The organism is Microbacterium sp. AK031 (genome assembly GCF_024807145.1).
GTDB lineage: Bacteria > Actinomycetota > Actinomycetes > Actinomycetales > Microbacteriaceae > Microbacterium.
In genome coordinates, this window is the sequence record NZ_JANUCA010000002.1 from 329,704 (window position 1) to 354,914 (window position 25,211).

22 protein-coding genes are annotated in these 25,211 nt (G+C 66.0%); 11 read left to right on the forward strand and 11 right to left on the reverse strand.

Annotated features, from left to right (window positions below; translation table 11 throughout):
- The first annotated feature begins 76 nt into the window (after positions 1–76).
- From HDC95_RS06890 to HDC95_RS06910, 5 genes are all read left to right on the forward strand, one after another.
- Entirely contained in the window at positions 77–1,414 is a 1,338-nt protein-coding gene (locus HDC95_RS06890; protein WP_259062564.1) for an extracellular solute-binding protein, read from the forward strand.
- Positions 1,414–2,370, forward strand: a complete 957-nt coding sequence (locus HDC95_RS06895) for a carbohydrate ABC transporter permease (RefSeq protein WP_259062565.1) — start codon at positions 1,414–1,416, stop codon at positions 2,368–2,370. Before HDC95_RS06890 ends, HDC95_RS06895 begins: the two co-directional genes overlap by 1 nt.
- A complete protein-coding gene (locus tag HDC95_RS06900; protein WP_259062566.1) occupies positions 2,370–3,284 on the forward strand; it encodes a carbohydrate ABC transporter permease in 915 nt (304 codons plus the stop codon). Before HDC95_RS06895 ends, HDC95_RS06900 begins: the two co-directional genes overlap by 1 nt.
- A gap of 44 nt (positions 3,285–3,328) precedes the next feature.
- Positions 3,329–4,852 carry an alpha-N-arabinofuranosidase gene (locus HDC95_RS06905; RefSeq protein ID WP_259062567.1) on the forward strand — a complete coding sequence of 508 codons (1,524 nt, stop codon included), beginning with the start codon at positions 3,329–3,331 and terminating at the stop codon, positions 4,850–4,852.
- 109 nt (positions 4,853–4,961) lie between these two features.
- A complete protein-coding gene (locus HDC95_RS06910; RefSeq protein WP_259062568.1) occupies positions 4,962–5,807 on the forward strand; it encodes an NAD(P)-dependent oxidoreductase in 846 nt (281 codons plus the stop codon).
- 39 nt (positions 5,808–5,846) lie between these two features.
- Here the strand turns inward: HDC95_RS06910 and HDC95_RS06915 are convergent, their stop codons facing one another.
- Genes HDC95_RS06915 through HDC95_RS06925 form a run of 3 tightly spaced genes read right to left on the reverse strand, consistent with a single transcriptional unit; the run spans position 5,847 to position 10,791 of the window.
- Positions 5,847–6,881 carry a MerR family transcriptional regulator gene (locus HDC95_RS06915; RefSeq protein WP_259062569.1) on the reverse strand — a complete coding sequence of 345 codons (1,035 nt, stop codon included), beginning with the start codon at positions 6,879–6,881 and terminating at the stop codon, positions 5,847–5,849.
- 47 nt (positions 6,882–6,928) lie between these two features.
- The gene (locus HDC95_RS06920) at positions 6,929–8,440 is read right to left on the reverse strand and encodes an alpha-N-arabinofuranosidase (protein WP_259062570.1); all 1,512 of its coding nucleotides are present in this window, start codon (positions 8,438–8,440) and stop codon (positions 6,929–6,931) included.
- A gap of 17 nt (positions 8,441–8,457) precedes the next feature.
- Complete coding sequence (locus HDC95_RS06925) at positions 8,458–10,791, reverse strand: glycoside hydrolase family 3 N-terminal domain-containing protein (protein WP_259062571.1); 2,334 nt, start codon at positions 10,789–10,791, stop codon at positions 8,458–8,460.
- Positions 10,792–10,966: 175 nt separating this feature from the next.
- On the opposite strand from HDC95_RS06925, the gene HDC95_RS06930 reads away from it, so the two are divergent.
- The 4 genes from HDC95_RS06930 to HDC95_RS06945 all read left to right on the forward strand — a co-directional run bounded on the left by HDC95_RS06930 (position 10,967) and on the right by HDC95_RS06945 (position 15,315).
- Positions 10,967–11,884, forward strand: a complete 918-nt coding sequence (locus HDC95_RS06930; RefSeq protein WP_259062572.1) for a carbohydrate ABC transporter permease — start codon at positions 10,967–10,969, stop codon at positions 11,882–11,884.
- Positions 11,881–12,774, forward strand: coding sequence for a carbohydrate ABC transporter permease (locus HDC95_RS06935; protein ID WP_259062573.1), 894 nt, complete (start codon positions 11,881–11,883; stop codon positions 12,772–12,774). The genes HDC95_RS06930 and HDC95_RS06935 overlap by 4 nt, the downstream gene beginning before the upstream one ends.
- Before the next feature lie 61 nt (positions 12,775–12,835).
- On the forward strand, positions 12,836–14,170 hold the full coding sequence (locus tag HDC95_RS06940) for an ABC transporter substrate-binding protein (RefSeq protein WP_259062574.1): 1,335 nt from the start codon (positions 12,836–12,838) through the stop codon (positions 14,168–14,170).
- Positions 14,171–14,295: 125 nt separating this feature from the next.
- Positions 14,296–15,315, forward strand: coding sequence for a LacI family DNA-binding transcriptional regulator (locus HDC95_RS06945; protein WP_259062575.1), 1,020 nt, complete (start codon positions 14,296–14,298; stop codon positions 15,313–15,315).
- A gap of 84 nt (positions 15,316–15,399) precedes the next feature.
- Here HDC95_RS06945 and HDC95_RS06950 read toward each other — a convergent pair whose 3' ends face one another.
- From HDC95_RS06950 to HDC95_RS06980, 7 genes are all read right to left on the reverse strand, one after another.
- Positions 15,400–16,584 (reverse strand): thiolase family protein, encoded by a 1,185-nt coding sequence (locus HDC95_RS06950; protein WP_259062576.1) that lies wholly within the window; start codon positions 16,582–16,584, stop codon positions 15,400–15,402.
- Between the two features lie 20 nt (positions 16,585–16,604).
- Positions 16,605–17,795, reverse strand: a complete 1,191-nt coding sequence (locus HDC95_RS06955; protein WP_259062577.1) for a bifunctional 2-methylcitrate synthase/citrate synthase — start codon at positions 17,793–17,795, stop codon at positions 16,605–16,607.
- Between the two features lie 3 nt (positions 17,796–17,798).
- Positions 17,799–18,701, reverse strand: a complete 903-nt coding sequence (gene prpB, locus HDC95_RS06960) for a methylisocitrate lyase (RefSeq protein ID WP_259062578.1) — start codon at positions 18,699–18,701, stop codon at positions 17,799–17,801.
- Complete coding sequence (locus tag HDC95_RS06965; RefSeq protein ID WP_259062579.1) at positions 18,701–20,218, reverse strand: MmgE/PrpD family protein; 1,518 nt, start codon at positions 20,216–20,218, stop codon at positions 18,701–18,703. The genes prpB and HDC95_RS06965 overlap by 1 nt, the downstream gene beginning before the upstream one ends.
- Positions 20,215–20,901, reverse strand: a complete 687-nt coding sequence (locus HDC95_RS06970) for a GntR family transcriptional regulator (protein WP_259062580.1) — start codon at positions 20,899–20,901, stop codon at positions 20,215–20,217. The genes HDC95_RS06965 and HDC95_RS06970 overlap by 4 nt, the downstream gene beginning before the upstream one ends.
- Before the next feature lie 74 nt (positions 20,902–20,975).
- Positions 20,976–21,341, reverse strand: a complete 366-nt coding sequence (locus HDC95_RS06975) for a VOC family protein (RefSeq protein ID WP_259062581.1) — start codon at positions 21,339–21,341, stop codon at positions 20,976–20,978.
- A gap of 14 nt (positions 21,342–21,355) precedes the next feature.
- Positions 21,356–22,411 (reverse strand): DMT family transporter, encoded by a 1,056-nt coding sequence (locus HDC95_RS06980; RefSeq protein ID WP_259062582.1) that lies wholly within the window; start codon positions 22,409–22,411, stop codon positions 21,356–21,358.
- Positions 22,412–22,450: 39 nt separating this feature from the next.
- Here HDC95_RS06980 and HDC95_RS06985 point away from each other — a divergent pair, with 39 nt between their 5' ends.
- Entirely contained in the window at positions 22,451–22,981 is a 531-nt protein-coding gene (locus tag HDC95_RS06985; RefSeq protein ID WP_259062585.1) for a CGNR zinc finger domain-containing protein, read from the forward strand.
- A 16-nt stretch (positions 22,982–22,997) separates the two neighbouring features.
- On the opposite strand, the gene HDC95_RS06990 is transcribed toward HDC95_RS06985, so the two are convergent.
- Entirely contained in the window at positions 22,998–23,603 is a 606-nt protein-coding gene (locus HDC95_RS06990) for a glucose-6-phosphate isomerase family protein (RefSeq protein ID WP_259062586.1), read from the reverse strand.
- A 99-nt stretch (positions 23,604–23,702) separates the two neighbouring features.
- Here HDC95_RS06990 and xylB point away from each other — a divergent pair, with 99 nt between their 5' ends.
- Positions 23,703–25,193 (forward strand): xylulokinase, encoded by a 1,491-nt coding sequence (gene xylB / locus HDC95_RS06995; protein WP_259062587.1) that lies wholly within the window; start codon positions 23,703–23,705, stop codon positions 25,191–25,193.
- The last annotated feature ends 18 nt before the right edge of the window (positions 25,194–25,211 follow it).

The window sequence follows — 25,211 nt, forward strand, 5'->3', positions numbered from 1 at the left end:
TCTTCGGCGTGTCCTTGCATACTGATTACTGCGATGTAATCATGTAGACGCCAACCCCGGTCACGAAGGAGTGACGATGACACCACCGCTCGATCTATCCCGCCGACAATTTCTGACTGCCAGTTCGTTGGCCGCCGGCGCAGCCCTGCTCGCGGGGTGCGCTCCCGGCCCCGCGATTAGCGACAACGCCCAGACTCTGCAGTTCTGGCATCTCCTGAGCGGCGGTGACGGCGTCACGATGTCGTCTCTGCTGGATGGGGTCAACGGCGCGCAGGACGCGTATCGGATCCGCCCCACCGTGCTCGCCTGGGGAACGCCGTACTACACGAAACTCGCCATGGCGGGTGCCGGTGGCCGCGCTCCCGATGTCGCGATCATGCACGCCACCCGAGTGAACGGCTGGGCGCCAGGCGGCCTTCTCGACGATTGGGATCTCGGTCGGCTGGCCGAGCTCGGCGTCGACCAGAGCACCTTCCCCGCTCCCATCTGGGACAAGGGCTTCGTCGGAGACCGACTCTTCAGCGTCGCGCTCGACGCGCATCCGTTCGTCTTGATGTTCAACACCGACGTCTGCGACGCGGCCGGCGTGCTCGACACCCAGGGGCGTCTGCGGGAGACGACGTCTCCTGAGGAGTTCCTCGATCAGCTCCGCACCGTCAGCGGCACGGCCGAGGGGCACGCGCTGTCTTACGGCTATCTCGGCGACGGCGCACAGATGTGGCGTCTGTTCTACGGGCTCTACGCACAGCACGGACTCGCCATGGAGCTGCCGGTCGGCGGCAAAGCCGTGATCGACAAGGACGCCGCGGTCGAATCCCTCGTGTTCATGCAGACCCTGCTCGACGGCGAGATCGCCGCCGCCCAGAACGACTACGGCTCCGCGGTCGCCGAATTCGCCACGGGCAAGAGCGGCATGTTCATGACGGGCGTCTGGGAGCTGCGCACGATGCAGAACGCAGGCATTCCGTTCGACGCGACGATGATCCCTACCCTGTACGGAACCCCTGCCGTGTACGCCGATTCCCACTCGTTCGTCCTTCCCCATCAGATGAACGCCGACGAGACGAAGCGCGAACTGACCTACCAGTTCGTCGCGGACATGCTGAAGGGTTCCTTCGGCTGGGCCGAGGCCGGGCACATTCCCGCGTTCCTGCCGGTCACCGAGTCCCCGGAGTACGCCGATCTGGTCCCGCAGGCGAACTACGCCGAGGCAGCGGAGCATGTCGTCTACGATCCGGCCGCCTGGTTCACCGGATCGGGGTCCAGCGTTCAGGAGGACTTCGGCGCCGCCGTGCAGGGAGTGCTGCTCAGCGGGGATGATCCAGCCGCAGCGGTCGACCGATTCGAGGCCCGCGTGAACACCATGCTCTCCCAACCCAACCCGGCTGACCCCGAAGGGACGTGGAAGCCATGATGACCTCTGCCACCGCATCAGGTGCCGCCACGCGCACGATCGTCACTGGCTCCGCATCGTCCGCCGTCCAGGTCCGTCGGGCCGGAAGCCGCAATCGTGAGCAGCTCATCAGCTGGGCATTCCTCGCGCCGTTCCTCATCGCCTTCGCGCTGTTCCTCGTGTGGCCGATCGCGCACGGCATCTACCTCAGTTTCACCAACCAGTCCCTGACCGGCGCCGGCGGTGGGTTCGTCGGCTTCGCCAACTACGCCGAGGCGCTGACTGATCCGGTGATGTGGCAGTCGATGTGGAACACCGTGTGGTTCACGCTGCTGTCCACCGTCCCGCTCGTCGCGATCGCGCTGCTGATGGCGGCGCTCGTCGATCGCGGCCTCCCCGGCCAGTGGCTGTGGCGGCTGTCGTTCTTCATGCCGTATCTCCTCGCCTCGACGGTGATCTCGCAGATCTGGGTGTGGATCTTCAATCCGCAGATCGGGGCGGCAAACAACATCCTGGAGGCCTTCGGCCTCGAGCCGCTGGCCTGGCTGCAGAACCCCGACACGAACATGCTGTCGATCGTCATCGCGACGGTGTGGTGGACGGTCGGATTCAACTTCCTGCTCTACCTCGCCGCCATGCAGAACATCCCGCCGCAACAGTACGAGGCGGCGTCGCTCGACGGCGCCGGCCCGTGGCGCCAGTTCTGGTCGATCACGCTCCCGCAATTGGGACCGGCCACCGTGCTCATCCTGATCCTGCAGATCCTCGCCTCCTTGAAGCTGTTCGACCAGGCGTATCAGATGCTCGGCGGGGTCGCGAGCGACACCACCCGCTCGATCGTGCAGTACATCTACGAAGCCGGCTTCGTGAACTACCGATTCGGCTACTCGGCCGCGATCTCGTACGTGTTCTTCGCCCTCATCGTCATCGTGGGTGTCGCGCAGGCTCTGGTCTCGCGTCGCCGGAAGGAGCTGTGATGTCCACCGCCACCCTCTCTCCGACCGAGGCGATCGTCGCGCCCGGGGCGCGTCGACGCCCCCGACGCACTCACCTGCCAGGGCAGAAGCCCTTCGGCCCGCTGCGCATCGCGGCATTCGTCGTGCTCGCCATCCTCGCGATCGGCTGGCTGCTGCCGTTCCTGTGGGCGATCGCCACGGCGTTCAAGACCGAGACGGATGCCGCGTCCGGCGACGCGTCCTGGATCGGCGCATCCGGTCCCACCGTCGAGGCCTTCGTCGCGATCCTCTCGCAGGGCAATGTCTACACCTGGGCGTTCAACAGCCTGTGGACATCGGCCGCGATCACCCTCATCACCCTGGCGATCTCGGCGCTGGCCGCCTACGCGTTCTCCCGTCTCGACTTCAGCGGGCGCAAATGGCTGTTCGTGGCGATCATCGCCTCGATCGTCGTGCCGCCGCAGGTGCTGATCATCCCGCTGTTCTACCAGATGCTGACGTTCAACATGATCGACACCTACTGGGGGCTCATCCTGCCGCAGGTGGTCGTGCCGGCGATGGTGTTCATCCTCAAGCGGTTCTTCGACGCGATCCCGATCGAACTCGAGGACGCCGCGCGTGTGGACGGCGCGAGCCGGTTCCGCATCTTCTGGTCGATCGTGCTGCCGCTGTCGCGGCCGATCCTGGCGTCGGTGGCGATCTTCGTGTTCATCGGCGCATGGAACAACTTCCTGTGGCCGTTCCTCGTCATCAACGACACGACACTCATGACGCTGCCCGTGGGTCTTCAGACCGTGATCAGCGCCTACGGCGTGCAGTATGCGCAGGTCATGGCGCAGGCGGTGCTCGCCGCCCTCCCGCTGATCATCGTGTTCATGATCTTCCAGAAGCAGATCGTCAAGGGCGTCGCGACCAGCGGCTTCGGCGGTCAGTAACCCATCCCCGCACCCCGGCAATACAGCCAGAAACAAGGAGAGCAATGTCCCACGCCCGTATCACCATCGACCGCGACTACACGATCGCCGACGTGCCGCGCAGGCTCTTCGGCTCGTTCGTCGAGCACATGGGCCGCTGCGTGTACACCGGCATCTACGAGCCAGGGCACCCGCTGGCCGACGAGCGCGGTTTCCGTAAGGACGTGCTCGCGCTCGTCAAGGAGATGGGCCCGACCGTCATCCGCTACCCCGGCGGCAACTTCGTCTCCGGATACCTCTGGGAGGACGGCGTAGGGCCCGCAGACCAGCGGCCGACACGCATCGACGGCGCCTGGCACACGATCGAGACCAACGCATTCGGACTGCACGAGTTCGTGGACTGGGCGCGCGAGGCCGATGTCGAGATCATGGAGGCCATCAACCTCGGCACGCGCGGCGTCGAAGAGGCACGCGCTCTCGTGGAGTACGCGAACCACCCCGGCGGCACGTACTGGTCGGACCTGCGCCGCAGCAATGGCGCGGCCGATCCGTTCGACATCAAACTGTGGTGCCTGGGCAACGAACTCGACGGGCCGTGGCAGATCGGGCACAAGACGGCAGCCGAGTACGGCCGTCTCGCTCAGGAGACCGCCAAGGCGATGAAGCTCGTCGATGACTCGATCGAACTCGTCGCGGTCGGCTCCTCGAACCGCGGCATGCCGACGTTCGGCACGTGGGAGCACACCGTGCTCACGCACGCCTACGACGAGGTCGACTACATCTCGATGCATGCCTATTACCAGGAACACGACGGCGACGCCGAGTCGTTCCTCGCGGAGGCGGTCGAGATGGATGCCTTCATCGAAGGTGTGGTCGCGACGATCGACGCCGTGAAGGCTGCGGGCAAGCACACCAAGCAGGTCGACATCTCGTTCGACGAGTGGAACGTCTGGTACCAGACGGGGCTCGACACCGAGGATCAGCCGCATCAGGTGTCGAAGTCGTGGCGCACCCACCCGCGCCTCATCGAGGACACCTATTCCGTGACGGATGCCGTCGTCGTCGGCACGTTCCTCAACAGCCTGCTGCGCCACGGCGACCGCGTGCGCATCGCCAACCAGGCGCAGCTGGTCAACGTCATCGCACCGATCCGCTCCGAAGAGGACGGCGCGGCCTGGCGGCAGTCGACGTTCTGGCCCTTCGAGCGAATGGCCAGGCTCGCGCGCGGGCAGATCCTTCGCCTCGCGGTGTCGTCTTCGCAGATCAGTACGAAACGCTATGGAGATGTGGATGCCGTCGACGCCGCGGCGACGTGGGATCAGGAGACCGGACGCCTGGTCCTGTTCGTCGCCAACCGCTCGCTGGAGGAGTCGAACGACCTCACGATCGACCTGCGCGGGCTCGGCGATCTGCGCGTGCGCCAGGCCGAGACGCTGACCGTTCCCGAGGACGGGGATCGCCACACCGCGAACCTCGAGTCCACGCAGGATGCTGTGCGCATGGTGCCGCTCGCCGGAGTCGGAATCGAAGACGGCTCCGTGCAGGCGACGCTGCCGCCGCTGTCGTGGTCGGTGATCGAGCTCGGCTGAGGCCGACCCCTGCCGTTCGAGTCGCGCAAATGCACGCATCCTGAGCCGGATGCAGCACTTTGCGCGACTCGAACGGCCTGAGGGCCGCGGGTCGTGCCAGTCTGGAGACATGCGCATCGCTCTCACCGGATCATCCGGCAAACTCGGCACCGTCGTCGCTCGTGAACTGCGCGCGCACGGATACGACGTCATCGGCATGGACGTCGTCGGATCACGCGGCCCCTCATTCGTTCAGGTCGACCTCGCCGATTACGGCCAGGTCATCGACGCCCTCGGCGGCGTCGGAGATCGCCACGATGGGATCGACGCAGTCGTCCATCTCGGTGCGATCCCGGCACCCGGGATCCGCAGCGACGTGGCGACGTTCCAGAACAACATGAATGCGACCTTCAACGTGTTCTGGGCGGCGGTTCGACTGGGCATCCGCCGCATCGTCTACGCGTCGAGCGAGACGGTGCTGGGCCTGCCGTTCGACGTTCCGCCCCCGTACATCCCCGTCGACGAGGAGTACCCGGCCAGGCCCGAGTCGGTCTACTCCCTCGTGAAGACGCTCGAGGAGCGGATGGCGGATGAGCTGGTGCGGTGGCATCCGGACGTCTCGATCACCGCGCTGCGATTCTCGAACGTCATGATTCCTGAGGACTACGCGGCCTTCCCGGGCTTCGATGAAGACGCACTGCAGCGGAAATGGAACCTCTGGGGCTACATCGACGCGCGCGACGGCGCCCAGGCTGTGCAGCGGGCACTCGAGGGTGCCGCACCGGGCTTCGACCAGTTCATCATCGCCGCGGCCGACACCGTGATGTCGCGTCCGAACGCCGAGCTCATCGCCGAGGTCTTCCCCGACGTTACGGTCACGCGCGAGGTCGGTGCGAACGAGACTCTGCTGTCGATCGACAAGGCGCGCCGCGTGCTGGGCTACGAACCCCGCCACTCGTGGCGCGATCATATGTGATTTCCACTCGGGCGGTGCGTCCGGAACCGACCGCGCCGGTCACCCGATCGTGGCGAGGATGGCCTCGGAGAGCCAGCGGCCGAAGCGGCCGAGATCCGGCTCCTGATCCGCATCCGCATGCCCTGCGGCGCGGGCGAGCTCTGCATCGGGAGCGGGCTGATCGTTGATGATCGCGACCAGTTCGAGGTAGCGCCCTTCCGTGGCACGGTACCCCTTGTGCTGCAGCGCCTCCGAGGTGATCGAGTCCACTCTGCTGTAGACGTCCGCCAATCGCTTTCGCAGGTCGTCGTCGCGGGCGACGCCCCCAGCCGTCGCGCTCTGCTGGACGAGCTGATCGGCGAGCAGAACCACCCGGGGATCATCGGACGCGAGTCCCGCCGCGCGAGCCGCACCGAGCTTCGGCATCAGGTCGCCGCCTGCTGAGCTGATGAATTCCTGCACCGCCGGCGCCGACATCCTCCTGCCGGCTTCGGTCGCATATGTCTCACGGAGGTAGACGCGCATCTCCTCTCGGAAGTTCTCATCCCTCAGCAGTTCGGAGAGGCTGATCCACGCATCGAGCTGTTCCGGGGAGGGGTCCTCCGGAAGACGCGGATGCGCCTCTCGGATCTTCTCGACCGCGGCATCAGGAAGGTCGGAGGAGACGCTCTCCAAGAATTCGTCGACCAATCGCTGCCGTTCGCCGTCGGACATCGTCACCAGACGCTGCAGGAGCTTCGCGCGTTCCGATGTGCTCTCCTTCCGCACGAGCGCACGCAGGACAGCTCTCTTCGCTTGCAGCTCTTTCGCGCGACTCTCCACGACGTCCAGATGTTCGGCGAGAAGATCACGCAACGACACGACGCCGGTCAGGGCGCGACGGATCTGCTCCAGACCGGTGTCGAGATCGCGCAGGGTGCGGATGAATTCGAAGCGGGCGATGGCATCCAGGTCGTACAGCCGATGCCCACCGTCGGTATCGTCAGTGGGGCTTACGAGACCTTCGTCGGAGTAGTAGCGGATGGCGCTGACGCTCAGGCCTGTGCGGCGTGCGACGTCACCGATGAGATGGAGAGTGTGCTCTGTGTCGTTCATGTCCTCCACACTGCGACCTCAAGCGGCTTGAGATGCAAGTCTCGCACTCACCCCAGCGCGATCGCGTTCCACGAGACCGGAGGAAGGACGATCGTGAGCGCACCTCCCGCGAGCGATGCCGTGTCGTTCTGACGCGGAACGACGCGCTCGCGCTCCTCGAGGGTGTTCTTGGCGTAGATGTCTGCGTCGCTCAGAGTGTGCGACTCGAGCACCGAGACGTCGCCGAGCCCTGCGACGTCGATCGTGACCGTGATCTCATCCGTCGTGCTGCGGTTCACGAGGAACACCGCGGAGCGACCGGTCTCGGCGTCGTAGGTCGCCACGGCATCCACCAGCGGAACCTCGCCGAAACGCGCGGTCTCGTACGTCGGAGAGTCGAGCTTGAGCTCGAGCGAATCGCCCTGCGCCAGGCGCGAGGTGATCGAGAACGGGAAGAACGTCGTCTGCCGCCAGGCGGGACCACCCGGTTCGGTCATGATCGGGGCGATCACGTTCACGAGCTGAGCCAGCGAGGCGCTGGTGACCCGATCGGCGTGCTTGAGCAGCGAGATCATCAGACCGCCGAAGACAACGGCATCCAGCACCGAGTAACTGTCCTCGAGGATGCGCGGTGCCACCGGCCAGTTCTCGATCCCGGTGATCTTGTCGACGCCGTGATAGCGATCGATGTACCAGACGTTCCACTCGTCGAAGGAGATGTCGATCCGCTTCGAGCTGCCTCGGACGGCGCCGACGTGATCGGCCGTCGCGACGACCGACTCGATGAAGCGATCCATGTCGACGCCCGATGCGAGGAAGGAATCGATGTCACCGTCCTTCTCCTCGTAGTACGCGTGGCACGAGATGTAGTCGACATCGTCGTAGGTGTGGCCGAGAACCACGCGCTCCCATTCGCCGAAGGTCGGCATGGCGGCGCTGGACGAACCGCACACCACGAGAGTGACGTCAGGGTCGAGCTGACGCATGCCCTTGGCCGTCTGCGCGGCGATCTTGCCGTAGTCGTCCGCCGATCGGTGCCCCAGCTGCCAGGGCCCGTCCATCTCGTTGCCGAGGCACCACATCTCGACGGCGAAGGGCTCGTCACGTCCGTTGGCGCGGCGACGCTCACTGAGCTCGGTGCCCCCGGGAATGTTGGCGTACTCGAGAAGGTCGAGCGCCTCCAACGTGCCTCTGGTGCCGAGGTTCACTGCGAGCATGAGGTCGCTGCCCACCTTCTCCAGCCACGACGAGAACTCGTGCAGCCCCACCTCGTTCGTCTCCGTGGAATGCCAGGCCAGATCCAGCCGGCGTGGACGCTGCTCGCGCGGCCCGACCGAATCCTCCCAGCGGAACCCGGAGACGAAGTTTCCCCCGGGGTAGCGGATCGTCGAGACGCCGAGCTCGCGGACGAGCTCGATCACGTCCTGCCGGAAGCCCTCGGCATCCGCCGTCTCGTGGCCCGGTTCGTAGATGCCGTCGTAGACGTGCCGGCCGAGGTGCTCTACGAACCCACCGAACAGCCGTCGGTGGATCCGCCCCGTGACGAAGTGCGGGTCGATGGTCAGTCGGGCTGCGGGCATTCTCTGTTCCTCTTCCATTACGAGATCGTGGGGACTGCTGTTGCTGTGGGGGTGCATGCGACCTCGGTACACAGCACCGGGTCGACGACTTCGCGCGTGGCTCCGGTCATGACAAGGGTGTGCGATCGTGCGAGAGCGCCGACGGAGAGTCCGGCGGAGAGCACGATATCTCCCGTCTCGACGATTCGCCGGCGAGCGAGCCCGGTGAACGAGAAGCGGTCCGCGTGCAGGGTGAACGACACCTGGGTGCGCTGACCGGCTTCGAGCGCGATCCGCGCGTAGCCGACGAGTTGCTGCACCGGCCGGGTCACCTGCGCGACGGGGTCGGCGGAGTACAGCTGCACGACGGTCTCTCCTGCTCGCCCGCCCGTGTTCGTCACCGTCACCGATGCGGTGACCGCGCCGTCCGTGGCCATCTCGGCGCGGTCGAGGACGAGGTCGTGGATCTCGAAGGTCGTGTAGGACAGACCGTGGCCGAACGGGAAGGCCGGAGCGATCGACAGATTGCTGATCCGGTCGCCGTCTTGTCCGAGTGGAGGTGCGAGATAGGTATGCGGAAGTGCTGCGGCCCCGTGCGGCACCTGCACCGGCAGATGACCGCTCGGATTGACCTCTCCCACCAGGATGCGCGCGATGGCGCCGGCGCCTTCGACTCCGGGCATGAACGCCTGCAGCATCGCAGCGGCACGCCCGACGAAGCGTCCGAGCGCATAAGGACGGCCGGAGAGGACGAGGAGCACGACGGGAGTGCCCGTCGCCAGAATCGCCTCGACGAGATCGCCCTGCTCACCAGGAAGCTCGAGGGAAGGCGCGTCCGACCCCTCGCCAGAAGTGCCCTTGCCGAACATGCCGGCGTGATCGCCGACGACTACGACCGCGACGTCGGCGTGCGTCGCGGCGTCCACTGCGCGTGCGAGATCTTCCGCCGTGCCGGGAGCCTGCAGCGGACAACCGCGCTCCACGACGACATCCGCCCCTGGGAAGGACGCCCGCAGGGCGTCCGGGAGTGACAACGCGTCCAGCCCGAGCCCGAACTCCGGATGCCGGGACAGGACGTGCACCGGGAACGAATAAGCCCCCATCATCGCACTCGGGTCATCGGCGCAGGGGCCGACGAGCGCGATGCGCGATGTCCCACGAGACAGCGGGAGCAGATCCGCGGAGTTGTCGAGCAGGACGACGGACTTCTCCGCCATTCGTCGAGCGATGTCACGGTTGGCCGGGCTGTCGAGGTCGTGGTCGGCGGGTTCAGCCGGTTCCCATCCCTCGTCGAGCAGCCCGAGTTCGATCTTCTGCCTGAGCACGCGCCTCAGCGCCGTGTCGATGTCGGCGGCAGTGCGATCAGGATCAGGATCGTTCTCGTCCAGAGCGAGAAACGCCGAGATGTCGGGGAGTTCGACATCGAGCCCGGCGTGCAGCGCGAGGCGGCCGGCCTCGGCCATGGTCCCGGCCACCGCGTGCTTGGACTTCAGGAAGGCGACGGCCCAGTAGTCGGAGACGACCGTGCCGTCGAAGCCCCATTCTCCCCGGAGCAGATCCGTGAGCAGCCATCGATCCGCCGCAGCGGGCACCCGATCGGTCTCGGTGTAGGAATTCATCACGCTGCGCGCTCCGGCGACCCGAACGGCCATCTCGAAGGGCGGGAGTACGAGATCGCGCAGCTCGCGCTCTCCCATCGCGACCGGCGCATGATTGCGCCCGCCTCGCGAGGTCGCGTGCCCGGCGAAGTGCTTCAACGTCGCGATGACGCCGGAATCCTGGAGACCCTGGACGTAGGCGGATGCGAGCGTGGAGACCACATAGGGGTCTTCGCCCATGGTCTCCTCCACCCGACCCCAACGGTAATCGGTTGCCACATCGAGCACCGGGGACAGCCCCTGATGGACGCCGACCGCCGACATGTCGCGACCGATCGCGCGCGCCATCTCGCCCACCAGTTCCGGGTCGAAGGTGGCACCCCATGCGAGCGCGGTCGGATAGACCGTCGCCCCGTGCGTGGTGAAGCCGGTCAGGCATTCCTCGTGGACGATCGCCGGGATGGCGATGCGCGTGGTGTCGAGCAGGTGCCGCTGAGCATCGCGGATGCGCCCCATCCCCTCACTCGCCGAGACCGGCGCGGTGCCGAACACCCGGGTGAGCTGGCCGATGCCGTTGCGCACGACGCGCTCGAAGGGCGCCCTGCCTTCGGAGAACACATCCTGCATCGGTGCGATGATCTCGCCTGAGGTGCGCTGGTCCGCCCAGTATCCGCCGAGCTGAACGATCTTCTCCTCTGCGGTCAGTTCTGCGACGAGCGCATCGAGTCTCTCCTCGACCTCGACCCGGGGGTCCCGCCAGATCTCGTCCGTCATTGGTGCGCCTTCCGTCATCGGCTCTTCACTGCTCGCATCCGTGCACGACATCAGCTCAGGATCGTCTGTCGAGCACAGAAATACAACGTTGTAAATTTTCTCTCCGGAGTATAGCCTTCTCAACCGAGGACGGAGAAGTTCAGTCCCAGAGGCTTAGTTCGAGGAAGAAACTGCCATGGCCGAAACACATCGCATGAAGAAGCTGCTCTACAGTCAGCGGCTCGCGCCCTACCTGTTCATCCTGCCGTTCCTGGTGACGCTGCTCATCTTCTGGCTGGTCCCTGTCGGACGCTCCGTGATCATGAGCTTCCAAGAGGTTCTGTACGGTCAGGCGACCTTCATCGGCACCGCGAACTACGAGCGGCTCTGGCGCGACCCGGTCTTCTGGAAGGCCATGTTCAACAGCATCCGCTACATGGTGCTGACGCTCGTGATCCTCGTGCCCATCCCGATGGTGCTCGCAGCCATCATCAACTCCAAACTGGGAAGCAGCCGGATCAAGAACTTCTTCAAGTCGTCGCTGTTCGTGCCGGCTCTGACGTCGGTGGTGGTCGCCGGAATCGTGTTCCGGCTGATGTTCTCCGAGACGGACTCGGGACTGATGAACCAGATCGTCGAGTTCCTGGGCTTCGGGCCGGTGCGTTGGCTCCGCGAAGACCTCACCGGCTTGGCAGCGCTCCTGCTTCTCGCCCTGTGGCGCTGGGCAGGCGTCAACACGATGTACTTCCTCGCGGGGATGCAGGCGATTCCGAGCGAGTACTACGAAGCGGCATCGATCGACGGCGCGAGCAAGATCCAGCAGTTCTTCAACGTGACACTTCCCGGCATCAAGCCGACGATCGTCTACGTCACCACCATCAGCGTGTACGGCGGGCTGGCGATGTTCCTGGAGAGCTTCATGCTCTACGCCGGGAACAACTCCCCGAACAACCAAGGCCTCACGATCGTCGGCTACCTGTACCGGAAGGGCATCCAGGACAACGATCTCGGCTTCGCCTCCGCCGTCGGAGTCGTGCTTCTGGTACTGGTCCTCGCCATCAACCTCACCCAGCTCACCGCAACGGGAACGTTCAAGAAGGAGTCGGCGCGATGAGCCAGCAGACAGCCACCAGGCCCGACCGCACCTCGAGTGTCGCCGCGCCGCGGCCGCGCGTGACCCGTAGGACGGCCGCACTCATACAAGGCGCCTTCCTGATCGTGATCGCACTGATCTCGCTGGTGCCCGTGCTCGCGATCTTCGTGGGCACCTTCCAGGACGGCAACGAGGTCATCCGCAACGGCATCTCGTTCTCGATCGACTTCTCAGAACTGAGCCTCGACAACTACGTGATGCTCTTCACCGATTCCGGGATGTACTTCCAATGGTTCTGGAACAGTCTGGCGCTGACCGTCATCCAGGTGGCCGGCACGCTGCTGGTGAGCTCGTTCGTCGCCTACGGATTCGCGATGTACGAGTTCCGCGGCAAGAGCCTGGGTTTCATCCTCGTGATCATCCTGATGACGATCCCCTTCGAGATGCTCATGCTGCCGCTCTACGTGCAGGTCAACGACATCGGTGCCGCCGACCAGTACTGGATCGTGGTCCTGCCGTTCCTCGCCCAGGCCGTGACGATCTTCTTCTTCCGCCAGTACTTCCTCGGCGTGCCGAAGGAGATCCTCGAAGCCGGTCGCGTGGACGGAGTCACCGAGTTCGGCATCTTCTTCCGCCTCGTCGTCCCCATCGCCAAGCCCGCCTTCGCCGCCATGGCGATCCTCAACGGGATGACCATCTGGAACAACTTCCTCTGGCCGCTTCTGGTGCTGCGCTCGCCCGAAAAATTCTTGCTGCCGATCGGTCTCAACACCCTACTGACCCCTCATGGCAACAACTACGAGCTGCTGATCATCGGCTCGTTCTTCTCTCTCATCCCGATCCTGATCCTCTTCCTCGCGTTCCAGCGATTCTTCGTCGCAGGCATGACCGCCGGCTCGGTGAAGGGCTGATCTCAACGCTGTCCCTCTATCCCTTACCCGCAATACCCAACACACAGTCAGGAGTATCACCATGCGAATCCGAAGGATTCTGACCGCAACGATCGCGACAGGGCTGGTAGTCGGAGCCCTCGCCGGCTGCACGAGCGGCGACCAGTCGGACGGCGGCGAAGGCGCCGACGGCGCCACCGCACTGGAAATGTGGGTGTTCGCCGAACTCCACGGCCAGGTCTACGAAGAGATGGCCGAGAAGTGGAACGAGGAGAACCCCGACAAGGCCGTCGACCTCAACCTCACCGTCTACCCGTACCAGGACATGCACGACAAGCTGCTGCTCGCCGTGAATTCCGGCCAGGGGTTGCCCGACCTCGCTGACATCGAGGTCGGCAAGTTCGCGAACTTCGTCAAGGGCGAGAACCCGCCGCTCGCCGACCTGACGAATGCCGCCGACCCCTACGTCGACGACATCGTGCAGGCCCGGCTCGACTTGTACAGCCGAGACGGCAAGGTCTACGGATACCCGACGCACGTCGGCGCATTCGTGGCCTTCTACAACACGGAGCTGCTCGAGAGCGCGGGCATCGACTATACGACGATCAAGACCTGGGACGACTTCGCCGCAGCCGGAACCGCGTACAACGAGGCGACGGACAAGGCCTTCAGCGTCGCGAGCACGAGCGTCTACTTCACCGAGCCGCTGGCGATCGCTCAGAACGGCGGCCAGCTCTTCGATGACGATGGCCTCGGCGCACCCGCGCTGAACAGCCCCGAAGTCGTCGAGACGATGCAGATGTTCCAGGACATGAAGGACTCGGGCGCGATCTCGACGATCCCGGGAGGCAGCCCTGACAGCGAAGAGGCTTTCGGCGCCATCAACAAGGGTGACTTCGCGGCCGTCGTCTACCCGGCCTGGTACACCTCGCGCTACGTCGACTACATGCCGGACCTTGCCGGCAAGATCGCCATCGCGCCGGCACCGCAGATCGAGGGTTCCGACATCCTCACGATCGGCGGCGGCGGCACCGGCACTTCCGTGATGGCGGCGAGCGAGAACAAGGAACTCGCCAGTGAGTTCCTCGCATTCACGAAGTTGTCCCTCGAGGCCAATGTGGCCGTGTGGGAGGTCCTCGGCTTCGACCCCGTCAACATGTCGGTCTGGGAGGACGAAGCGGTCACGCACAACCCGGACAACAAGTTCAACGAGTACTTCCAGACGAATCTGTTCGACGTGCTGAACTCGGTGAAGGACGGCATCGGACACTTCGCGTCGTTCTCCAACGAGAATCTGCCCACCGTGGACAACCAGTTCCGCACGGTCACTCTCAACGAGATCTACGAGAGCGGCACTCCGGCCCAAGAAGCCCTCGAACAGGCACAGGACACCGTGCTGAACGAACTGGGTCAGTAACCCAGGGACAGCCGGATGCGGGCGGGCCACCATACGCCCGCCCGCATTCGCGCTTCCCACCCAGCAGACTAGAGTGAGAAGCACGGCGGCAGTAGCGGCGATTGGCGGGACCGATGGATTCGACGATGCACGACGTCGCACAGCTCGCCGGCGTCTCCATCAAGACGGTCTCCAACGTCATCAACAATTACCCGCACGTGCGCCCCGACACTCGCGATCGCGTGCTGGTGGCGATCGATGAGCTCGACTACCGCCCGAATCTCTCCGCCCGCGGCCTTCGTTCAGGACGCACGGGGGTCATCGGTCTGGCCGTACCCGCCCTGCGCGAGAACTACTTCGCCGAACTCGCCGATGCGATCATCCGGGCGGCGGATGCTCGGGGCCTCGGCGTCGTCGTCGAGCAGACCAGCGGCGACAGGGAGCGCGAGCTCCAGGTCGTCACCGGCGGGCGCCTCCGACTCACCGACGGACTGATGTTCAGCCCGTCGGCGCTCGGCCAGAAGGATGCCGACTCGCTGAGCACCGAGTTCCCGCTGGTGCTGCTGGGCGAGCGGATCTTCAACGGCCCGACAGACCATGTCGCGATGCACAACACATCTTCAGCACGGGCAGCGGTGGAGCATCTCCTCGACATCGGGCGCCGGAGGATCGCGATCATCGGCGCGGAGAACGGGCGTGGCACCGAGGTGAGCTCGGCGAGCCTGCGTCTGGACGGCTACCTCCTCGCCTTGGAGGGCGCCGGCATCGACGTCGATCAGAGCCTGATCCGCCCCTGTGAGCATTGGAACCACTCCGCCGGCGCGTCGACCACGCGCGAACTGATCGATCAGAAGATCCCGTTCGACGCCGTGTTCGCCCTCAACGACACACTCGGGATGGGTGCGCTGAGAGCACTCGGCGAAGCAGGGCTGAGTGTGCCGGGCGATGTCGCCGTCATCGGCTTCGACAACATCGACGAGGCCCGATTCTCCGTCCCCTCGATGTCGAGCGTCGACGTGGGCAGCGAGCAGATCGCCACCACGGCAGTCGACCTGCTCATCGAGCGCATCGCGGAGAAGGGCGCGCGTCGCCCCCCGCGCACGATCAAGCCGGACTTCCGGATCATCCGGCGGGAGTCGACCGGGTTCGCCGGGAACGGACGCTGACTTCATCGTTCGAATCGCGCAAATGCACCGATCCGACGGTCAGATGGAGCATCTTGCGCGATTCGAATGAAGCCAACGGCCTACTCAGACCCGTTCGATGATCGTGGCGTTGGCCATGCCGCCGCCCTCGCACATAGTCTGCAGTCCATAGCGGCCACTGGTCGCCTCGAGCTGATCGATGAGCGTCCCGAGCAGGCGCGTGCCGGACGATCCGAGCGCGTGACCAAGAGCGATCGCGCCACCGCGCGGGTTCAACTTCGCAGCATCCGCTCCCAGCTCCGCAGCCCAGGCGAGCGGAACTGAGGCGAAAGCCTCGTTGACCTCGTACGCGTCGAGTTCGTCGATTGTGAGCCCGGCTCGCTCCAGGATGCGGCGCGTGGCTGGAATCGGACCGGTGAGCATCATCATCGGATCGTCGCCCACCACGGCGAAGGCCTTGAACCGGGCTCGGGGCCTAAGCCCGAGAGCCTCGGCGCGCTCCGCGCTCATGAGCAGAGCCGCAGACGCACCGTCTGTGAGCGGCGACGAGTTGCCCGGCGTGATGCTCCACTTCAGTTCGGGAAACCGTGCCGCGAGAGCATCCGTGCGGAACGCGGGCTGAAGCCCGGCGAGCTTCTCGGCCGTCGTTCCGGCCCGCACGGTTTCATCGGTCCGCGCGTCCGGCGCCTCGTCGACGGCGATGACCGTGCCGTCGAAGAATCCATCCGCCCATGTCTGGGCCGCGCGACGGTGCGACTTTGCCGCGTACGCGTCGAGTTCGTCACGGCTGAAGCCCCAGCGCTGCGCGATCAGCTCGGCGGAGACGCCCTGGTTCACGAGCCCGTCCGGGTAGCGGGCGCGCAGCCGCGGCGACATCGGCGATCCGCCTGCCGCAGAAGACCCGAGGGGAACGCGGCTCATCGATTCGACTCCGCCCACCAGCACGGCATCGTAGGCGCCGGCCATGATTCCCTGGGCCGCGATATGCACGGCCTGCTGACTCGATCCGCACTGCCGGTCGACCGTCGCGCCCGGTATGGTCTCGTCGAATCCTGCCGCCAGCACCGCCTGTCGGGCTATGTTCATCGACTGATCGCCGACCTGGCTGACACAGCCGAGGAGCACATCGTCGATCTGCCGGGATTCGAGGCCGTTGCGTTCGAGGATCGCCGAGAGCACCCCCGCGGCCAGATCCACCGGGTGCACTCCGCTCAGGGCGCCACCGGGTTTGCCTCGTCCGACCGGGGTGCGGACGACGTCGACCAGAACCGCTTCGTTGCGCTTCGTCATGATTCTCCCTTGAGTGCGTGTCAGCCCGCGGCCTCCTCCGGCCGCTCCTGCACCTTGATCGCCGCCGTGTCCGGCTCGTACTCCTCGATGTGCCGCTCGTCCGGTCCGTTGTATGCGGACAGTGGGCGGATCAGCGCGTTCGACGCCTGCTGCTCGAGGATGTGCGCGGTCCAGCCGGTGATACGCGACGCGACGAACAGCGGCGTGAACGTGAGCGTGTCATAGCCGATCAGGTTGTACGCCGGGCCGGACGGGTAGTCGAGGTTCGGGTAGATGCCCTTGCGAGACACGAACTCGTTCTCAAGCGTCTCGTACAGTTCCGCCACATCCTGGCGGTCGTAGTGCGCGACCAGGGTGTCGAGCGCGGCCTTCATGGTCGGCACGCGCGAGTCGCCGCGCTTGTACACGCGGTGTCCGAAGCCCATGATCTTGCGCTTCTCGGCGAGTGCAGTGTCGAGCCACGTCGAGACCTCGGACGCCGAACCGATCTCGTCGAAGATGTGCATCACGGCTTCATTCGCTCCGCCGTGCAGCGGGCCCTTCAGCGCGCCGATCGCGCCGACGACCGCCGAGTACAGATCGCTCAGGGTCGAGGTGATCACGCGTGCCGTGAACGTCGACGCGTTGAACGAGTGCTCCGCGTACAGGATCATCGAACGGTTGAAGGCATCCACAACCACCGGGGAAGACTCCTCGCCGAACGTCAGCCACAGGAAGTTCGCCGCGTAGTCGAGATCGTCACGCGACTCGACGGCATCGAGGCCCTGACGACGACGCTGGCCGTACGACACGATCGCGGGCAACGCCGCGAACAACTGCAGGCTGCGCTGCAGATTCTCCTCAGGGGTGCCGACGGCGTCCAGCACGTTGCTGATCCCGGCCGTTTCGATGGCGCCGATCACACTGACCGCTGTGCGCACCTCGTCCATCGGGTGCGAATCCAGCGGGAGACGGTCGATCGCATCCTTCACCTCAGGGGCGAGTGCGCGATGTTGCCGCTCGGTCGTGCGCTGCTCTTCCAGCTGCGCGTCGGTAGGCAGCTCGCCATGCCACAGCAGATACGCGACAGCCTCGAACGACTGCGTCGCCGCCAGCTCCTGCACCGGGTATCCGCGGTACAGCAGGCTGTTCGTCTCGGGGTTGACCTTGCTGACCGCCGTCTCGTCGGCGATGACCCCTGCGAGGCCCTTCTTGATCTCGTTCTCAGCCACTGCTCACTCCTTCGTAACGGTGAAGTTGAAGACGCCGGAGTCGAAGTGGTTGTACGACTCGTAGTCGATGAGGTCGTAGAGATCGGCGCGATGCTGCATCTCGCCGAGCTTCGAGGTCAGATGCCCCTCTTCGTTCAGCGTATCGAGTGCACGGCCGGTCGCACCCATCGCGATGCGCAGCATCGACACCGGCCAGATGACGATGTTCACGCCGACATCTCGCAGTTGGTCGACTGAGAAGAGGTCGCTCTTGCCGAACTCGGTCATGTTCGCGAGGATCGGCACCTCGACCGCCGCCCTGATCGCGGCGAACTCCTCGAGCGAGCGCATCGCCTCGGGGAAGATCGCATCGGCACCGGCATCCACCAGCGCCTTCGCGCGGTCCTTCGCGGCCTCGAGTCCGTCGACGGCGGCGATGTCGGTGCGCGCCATGATGAGGAAGTTCTCGTCGCGGCGCGCGTCGGCGGCGGCCCGGATGCGCTTGACCGCCGTGTCTGAATCGACCACGGCCTTGCCGTCAAGGTGACCGCAGCGCTTCGGGTTGATCTGGTCCTCGATGTGGGCTCCGGCGAGACCGGCATCCTCGAGGGTCTGGATCGTGCGGGCGACGTTCATCGGCTCGCCGAAACCGGTGTCGGCGTCGATGATCGCGGGCAGCTCGGTCATCCGGGCGATCTGCTGACCACGGCCGGCGACCTCGGTGAGAGTCGTCAGGCCGATGTCGGGCAGGCCGAGGTCCGCGGAGAGCACGGCACCGGAGATGTAGACGCCCTCGAACCCCTTCTGCTCGATCAACCGCGCACTGAGCGGGTTGAACGCGCCGGGGAAACGCAGAAGCTCGCCGGTCGCGAGGCGCTCGCGGAACAGACGCCGCTTCTCGGCGGGAGTGGTGGTGGAGTACAGCATCAGAACAATCCCTTGGTGACCTGTTCGGATGCCACGACGCCCGGCTTCGCGATGATCGAGAGCTCCGCGACCTCGGCGGCGGTGAGCTCCGGCAGTCGCTGCACCAGCGACAGGAAGCGCTCGATCTCCTCAGGCGGCAGAACCGGCTCGGCGAGCAGTCGGAACTTGGCGATGTAGTTCTCGCGGGCGAACGGCCGCGCTCCCAGCGGGTGCGCATCAGCGACGGCGATCTCATCGACGAGGGTGGTGCCATCTGCGAAGAGGATCTCGACCCGACCGCCGAAGGCCTTCTCCGCGATGTCGTTCGAGTGGTAACGACGGGTCCACTCGGCATCCTCGAGGGTCGTGACCTTGTTCCAGAGCTCGACCGTGTCGGGGCGCGCGGCCCGCGACGGCGCGTACGAGTCGACGTGATGCCACGTGCCGTCCTGCAGCGCGACAGTGAAGATGTAGGGGATCGAGTGGTCGAGTGTCTCGCGCGACGCGGTCGGGTCGTACTTCTGCGGGTCGTTCGCGCCGGAGCCGATCACGTAGTGCGTGTGGTGGCTGGTGTGCAGCACGACGGAGTCGATGTTCGTGGTGTCGATGCCCTGACCATGCAGCTTGCGTGCCAGGTCGATCCAGGCCTGCGCCTGGTACTCCGCGGAGTGCTCCTTCGTGTACGTGTCGAGGATCGCGCGCTTCGGCTCGCCGGCGGCGGGCAGCGGCACCTCGTACGCGGCATCCGGACCGTCCAGCATCCAGGCGATGACTCCGTCTTCGCCTTCGTAGATCGGCGACGGGCTGGTCTGGCCGCGCATGGCGCGGTCGACCGCCTCGACGGCCATCTTTCCCGCGAAGGCGGGCGCGTGCGCCTTCCACGTCGAGATCTCGCCCTTGCGGCTCTGGCGTGTGGCGGTCGTGGTGTGCAGCGCCTGCGAAACGGCCTGGTAGATGGTCTCTGCGTCGAGCCCGAGAAGCGTGCCGATGCCTGCGGCGGCCGACGGGCCGAGGTGGGCGACGTGGTCGATCTTGTGCTTGTGCAAGCAGATCGCCTTCACGAGGTCGACCTGGATCTCGTAGCCGGTGGCGATGCCGCGCACCAGTGCACGGCCGTCGGCACCGACGTGCTGGGCCGCCGCGAGGATCGGCGGGATGTTGTCTCCGGGGTGCGAGTACTCGGCCGCGAGGAACGTGTCATGGTAGTCGAGTTCGCGCACCGCGACGCCGTTGGCCCATGCGGCCCACTCGGGGCTGGTGCGCCTGTCGAGTGAGGCGCCGAACACGTTCGCGCCGGCGCCGCCGGTGGATGCCGGGTGGCTGAACGCCTGATCGCGGGCCGCGATGATCGGGCCGCGAGTGAGGGATGCGGCGGCGACGGAGGCGTTGTCGATGATGCGGTTGATGATCATGTCGACGACGTCCTGCTCGACCTCGACAGCGTCTGTCGCGACCTCGGCGATCTTCCAGGCGAGCTGGTTCTCGCGGGGCAGGTCTTCTTCGCTCTTGTAGACGCGGACATGGTGGGTGACGGTCATGACTGTCCTCTGTTCTGCGTGATGTCGGGGTTCTGGATGCTGTCGAGGATGCTGGTGAGCGCATTTCGGAGATGCACATGCGTGGCGTGCGCGGCAAGGTCGCCGTCGCGTTCGGCAAGGGCCTCGGCGATGAGCCGGTGCTCGGCGACGGATGCGGCAAGTCGGGCAGGGTTGTCGCGCGACAGTCGGCGCACTCTGACGAGATGCGTGCGAACCGTGCGCAGGGCTGCGGCGATGTAGTCGTTGCCTACCGCGGCATCCACTGCCCGATCGAAGCGGGCGATGAGCGCGTAGTAGTCGTCGCGGCCCGTGGCTGCACCGAGGGACGCTCCGGCATCCGCGAACTCCGCGGCAAGACGTGCGAACAGCTCGGCATCGCCGCGCACGGCGGCGAGACGCGCAGCGGATTCCTCCAGCGCACGGCGGATCTCGAAGAGTGAGCGGATGTCATCGGCGTCGATGTCGGTCACGACCGTGACCCGCGGCGACTGCTGCTCTACGAGGCCATCGGCGCTGAGCTGCTGCAGCGCCTCGCGCAGAGGCGTGCGACTCACTCCGAGCCTGGCCGCCTGCTCGACCTCGGCAAGAACCGTGCCAGGCGCCAGGTCGCCCGACTGGATCTCCTCCAGCAGCGTCGCGTAGGCGCGATCGCTGGCTCTGGTTCGCTCGACTGCGGTGCTCACACCCTCAGTGTATACACAATTCGTGCCAGTCAGTCATTTCCGAGCGAGCTAGGCGCTCAACGTATACAAACAACTCAACGGGCGTCGGTCACGCCCTCGTACAGTCCGATCGAATTGCCATCGGGGTCACTGATCACGGCCCACCAGCTCGTCTCGCTGATCGGCTGCTTCTCCATCAGCACCGTCGCACCGGCTTCGACGGCAGCGGCGACGGTGTCATCGATCGACTCGACCTCGACGTACGAGCGCGGCTGCGTGAAGTCGGCACTGCGAGGCGCGAGCCCTCCCCCGCTGATCTTGTTCGGCGCCTGCCACATCGGATAGTCCTCGAAGCCGGGGATCTCTGCGATCTCCCACCCGAACAGCCCCGAGTAGAAGGCCTTCGCGCGCTCCATGTCGCCGACGGGAATGTCGATGTGGGTGATGTCTCCGTGCGCCATGTCCGTGTCCTCTCCTACGCGTCGTCCAGGCTCGTTCGAGCACCGGCACGGCCAGTTTCGTCCCGCGGGTCGGTGACTTCAAGACCATCCGCGAACTGTTCACCCGGTGGAGCGAGGACGGGATCCCCCGAGACCAGAGCCGCCGGCTCGCCGAGCTTCACGACCACGACACCCGTGAGCACCAGAGCCGCACCGAGGCCCTGGACGAGGTTCGGCAGCTGCCCCAGCAGCAGCCATCCGAACAGCAGCGCCGCCACGACCTCGGCGAGCGCGATGAACGACGCCAGGCGCGAGCCGAGCACACGCGTGGACGCGATGCCCAGCACGTACGCCAGCGCCGTCGCGATGATGCCGATGGCGAGTACGGGAACCAACCACGGGACGGTTCCGAATCGGTAAGTGACGTCATCCGTGTTCCAGGCGATGGGGAGGATGCCGACGGCCCCCGCCAACGTCAGTCCGATCGCGCCGACGAGAAGGCCCGCTCCGGCAAGCACCAGCGGCGGCAGCCCCGTGTCGCTTCTGCCGGAGAGCAGGAAGTACGCCGCTGCGCCGACCATCGCACCGAACGCCCAGAGCACTCCGCCGATGTCGACGATGCGGCCGGAGAGCACGTCGAGCATGAGGACGAGTCCGATGAATGCGATGACCGCGCCCAGGATGCTGCGCACTGTCGGCTTCTCGCCATGACGCAGCCACAGCCACAGCACGACCGCCACGGGGGCCGTGTACTCGATGAGCAGGGCGAGCCCGACATCCATCACCGCGACCGCTTGGAAGTAGAACAGCTGCGTCGCCGTCACGGCGAGCAGTCCGTAGAGGGTGATGATCGCAGCGTTCTGCCGCAGCAATCGCCACCGACCACGCAACGCGATGATCGTGGGTACGAGCAGCACGAGCGCCGCCACCCAGATCCGCACGGTGACGGCTGCACCGGGTGTCCACCCGGCATCGATCAGCCCGCGCGCCCAGGCGCCGGACATGCCGAATGCGAATGCCGCACCGATCGCGAGCGGGAGCCCGATCCGCAAGCCGGCACGAGCGCGACGGTCATCAGCCAAAGTGGTCATGATCGATGACACTATGCCTCGAAAGTGTAAGGTGTCAATATGCTTTTCACAGATGACACGGTCGAGGCGCTGCGCGCCGCCGTTCACCTCGTCAACACCGCAGAGGACCCCGACACGCTGGTCACCGAAGATGACGTGGCCGCCTTCCTCGAGGCGTTCCCCTACACGGGCCGGATCGACCGCGACCCGGCCGAACTCACCGGGCTTCGGGCACTGCGTCCGCAGCTGCGATCCGTGCTGCTGGCGTCACGCGATGAGATGGTCGCACGCATCAACGCCGCACTCCGAGAGGTCACCCTCGATGCCCGGCTCGTGCGCCACGACGGAGCGGACTGGCACCTCCACGCGGTCGCCGACGATCGCCCGTTCGCCGAACGCATCCTCGCCGAGACCGCGATGGCACTCATCGACGTCGTGCGCGCGAATGAGGGAAGCAGGATCTCGGTGTGCGCGGACGAGACCTGCGGTGGCGTCGTCCTCGACCTCTCCCGCAATCGCTCCCGCCGCTACTGCTCCACGACCTGCACCAATCGCAACGCCGTCGCCGCGTATCGATCGCGGCAGCGCTGAACCGGTGCGCACTGAATCACTCCGCGCGGTATCCAATGTGGTCGGGGTTGGGCTTCAGCGCCCAGCCGTCGCCGTCTGCGATGACGAGGTTCTTCATGCCGCCCGCGTCGGCGATCACGCCGTAGTCCTGACCCGCATCGGCGGCATAGCAGAACAGTGTGACGAACGGCTCGTCTCCCACGTTCACGCTGCGGTGGATCCAGTGTCCGGGCACATTGACAGCCTTGCCCGGGGTGAGCTCGACCGCCGAGGACTGCCCGTCCAGGGTCTCCAGCAGCATGACGCCGCGCCCGCTCAGGCAGTAGTACAGCTCCGCCCGATCGGCGACCGCGTGCAGGTGCCCGCGGGTGACGGCGAACTCCTCGCCGTAGCGACCTGGCAGCACGGTGCTCGTGCCGACGATCAGGGCACCGGGGCCCTGCTGGTAGCGATGGTCGTCGACCCAGTAGACCAGTTCTTCCGTGCCGTGCTCTCCAACGGCATCCTGCCAGGCTCGCTCATCTCGGTAGACGCCGTCCATGTCGCCCAGATACTTCTCGTAGCGGCGGGACCGCCCTTCGATGCCGCCCTGCGGTGAGATCTCCAGCAGGGTGGGGATATCCACGGCGGATGGGGTGCTCACGATGATCTCCTACGACTTGTAACTACAGGACTTGTAATTACAGGTATACTCCAAAACAGCACGATCAGGAAACCGCAACCAACGAAGCAGGCACGAACTGTGATCATCGCGCACGATCTCGGCACCACCGGCAACAAAGCCTCGCTGCACCACGAGGACGGCCGGCTGGTGGCATCCACGACGGTCGGTTACCCGGCGCACTTCGCCGCCGGCGGCGTCGCAGAACAAAGCCCCGAGGACTGGTGGAATGCCGTCGTCTCGGCGACACGCGAGCTTCTCGCCCGCACCTCGACTGCCCCGGCCGACGTGCAGGGAATCGTCGTCAGCGGGCAGATGATGGGCGCCGTGCTGCTCGACGGGGAGGGCGCGCCGGTGCGTCCGGCGATCATCTGGGCGGACACGCGCGCGGACGCTCAACAGCGCGAGCTGGAGCAGTCGCTCCGCGCCGAGCACGCGTACCGGGTGCTCGGTCACCGACTCAACCCGACCTACTCGGTGGAGAAGGTCATGTGGGTGCGCGACAACGAGCCCGACGTCTGGTCGCGTGTGCGGCGCTTCTGCGTCGCGAAGGACTACATCGTGCTCGGCCTCACCGGTCGCCTGGCGACCGACCGCTCCGACGCCTCCGGGACGAACGCCTACGACCAGCACCTGGGCGACTGGTCGGACGAGGTGCTCACCGCGGCTCGCCTCGACCGATCGCTGTTCCCCGAGATCCTCGACTCCACCGCGATCGCCGGTTCGCTGACGGATGCCGCAGCAGAGGCCCTCGGACTGCATACGGGTGTGCGCGTAGTGATGGGCGGCGGCGACGGGCCGATGGCCGCGGTCGGTTCGGGCATCGTCACCCCGGAGGACGGCGCGTACGTGAGCCTCGGCACCTCCTCCTGGATCTCTTTCGCCTCGGATGCTCCCCTGATCGACAAGGGGATGCGCACCTTCACCTTCGACAACGTCGTGCCGAACAGCTTCGTGCCCACCGCGACGATGCAGGCCGGCGGCGCCTCGATCCAGTGGATCAGCGAGGCGCTCTCCCCCGACCCGCTGCATCCGGACACCGCACGGCTCACCGCCGAAGCGGGCGGTGATCTCGACACCGAGGACCTGTACTTCCTGCCCTATCTGCTCGGCGAGCGCTCCCCCATGTGGGACCCGCATGCGCGCGGTGCGTTCGTCGGCATCGGCCGGCATCACACGCGCCGGCACCTGGTGCGCGCGGTGCTCGAGAGCCTCGGCTACAACCTGCTCAGCAGCATCCAGGCCTTCCGCGAGTCGGGCGCCACGATCGACCGCATCGATGCCGTCGGCGGCGGCGCGCAGAGCGATGCCCTGCTGCAGATCCTCGCCGATGTGTGGGGAATCCCGGTGCGTCGCCGCACGATCGTCGAAGAGGCGAACAGTCTCGGGGCCGCCGTCACCGGAGCGGTCGGACTCGGCCTCGCCGACTTCTCAGCCGCCCGCACGCTGAGCGAGGTGACGGCGGAGTTCGCCCCGGATGCCGGGCGCCACAGCGTCCACGCCGCGCGGCACTCCCGCTTCACCGCCGCCTACGACGCCCTGGCGCCCTGGTTCGCCGGAGCCCCACGATGATGGCGCCCGGGTACATCT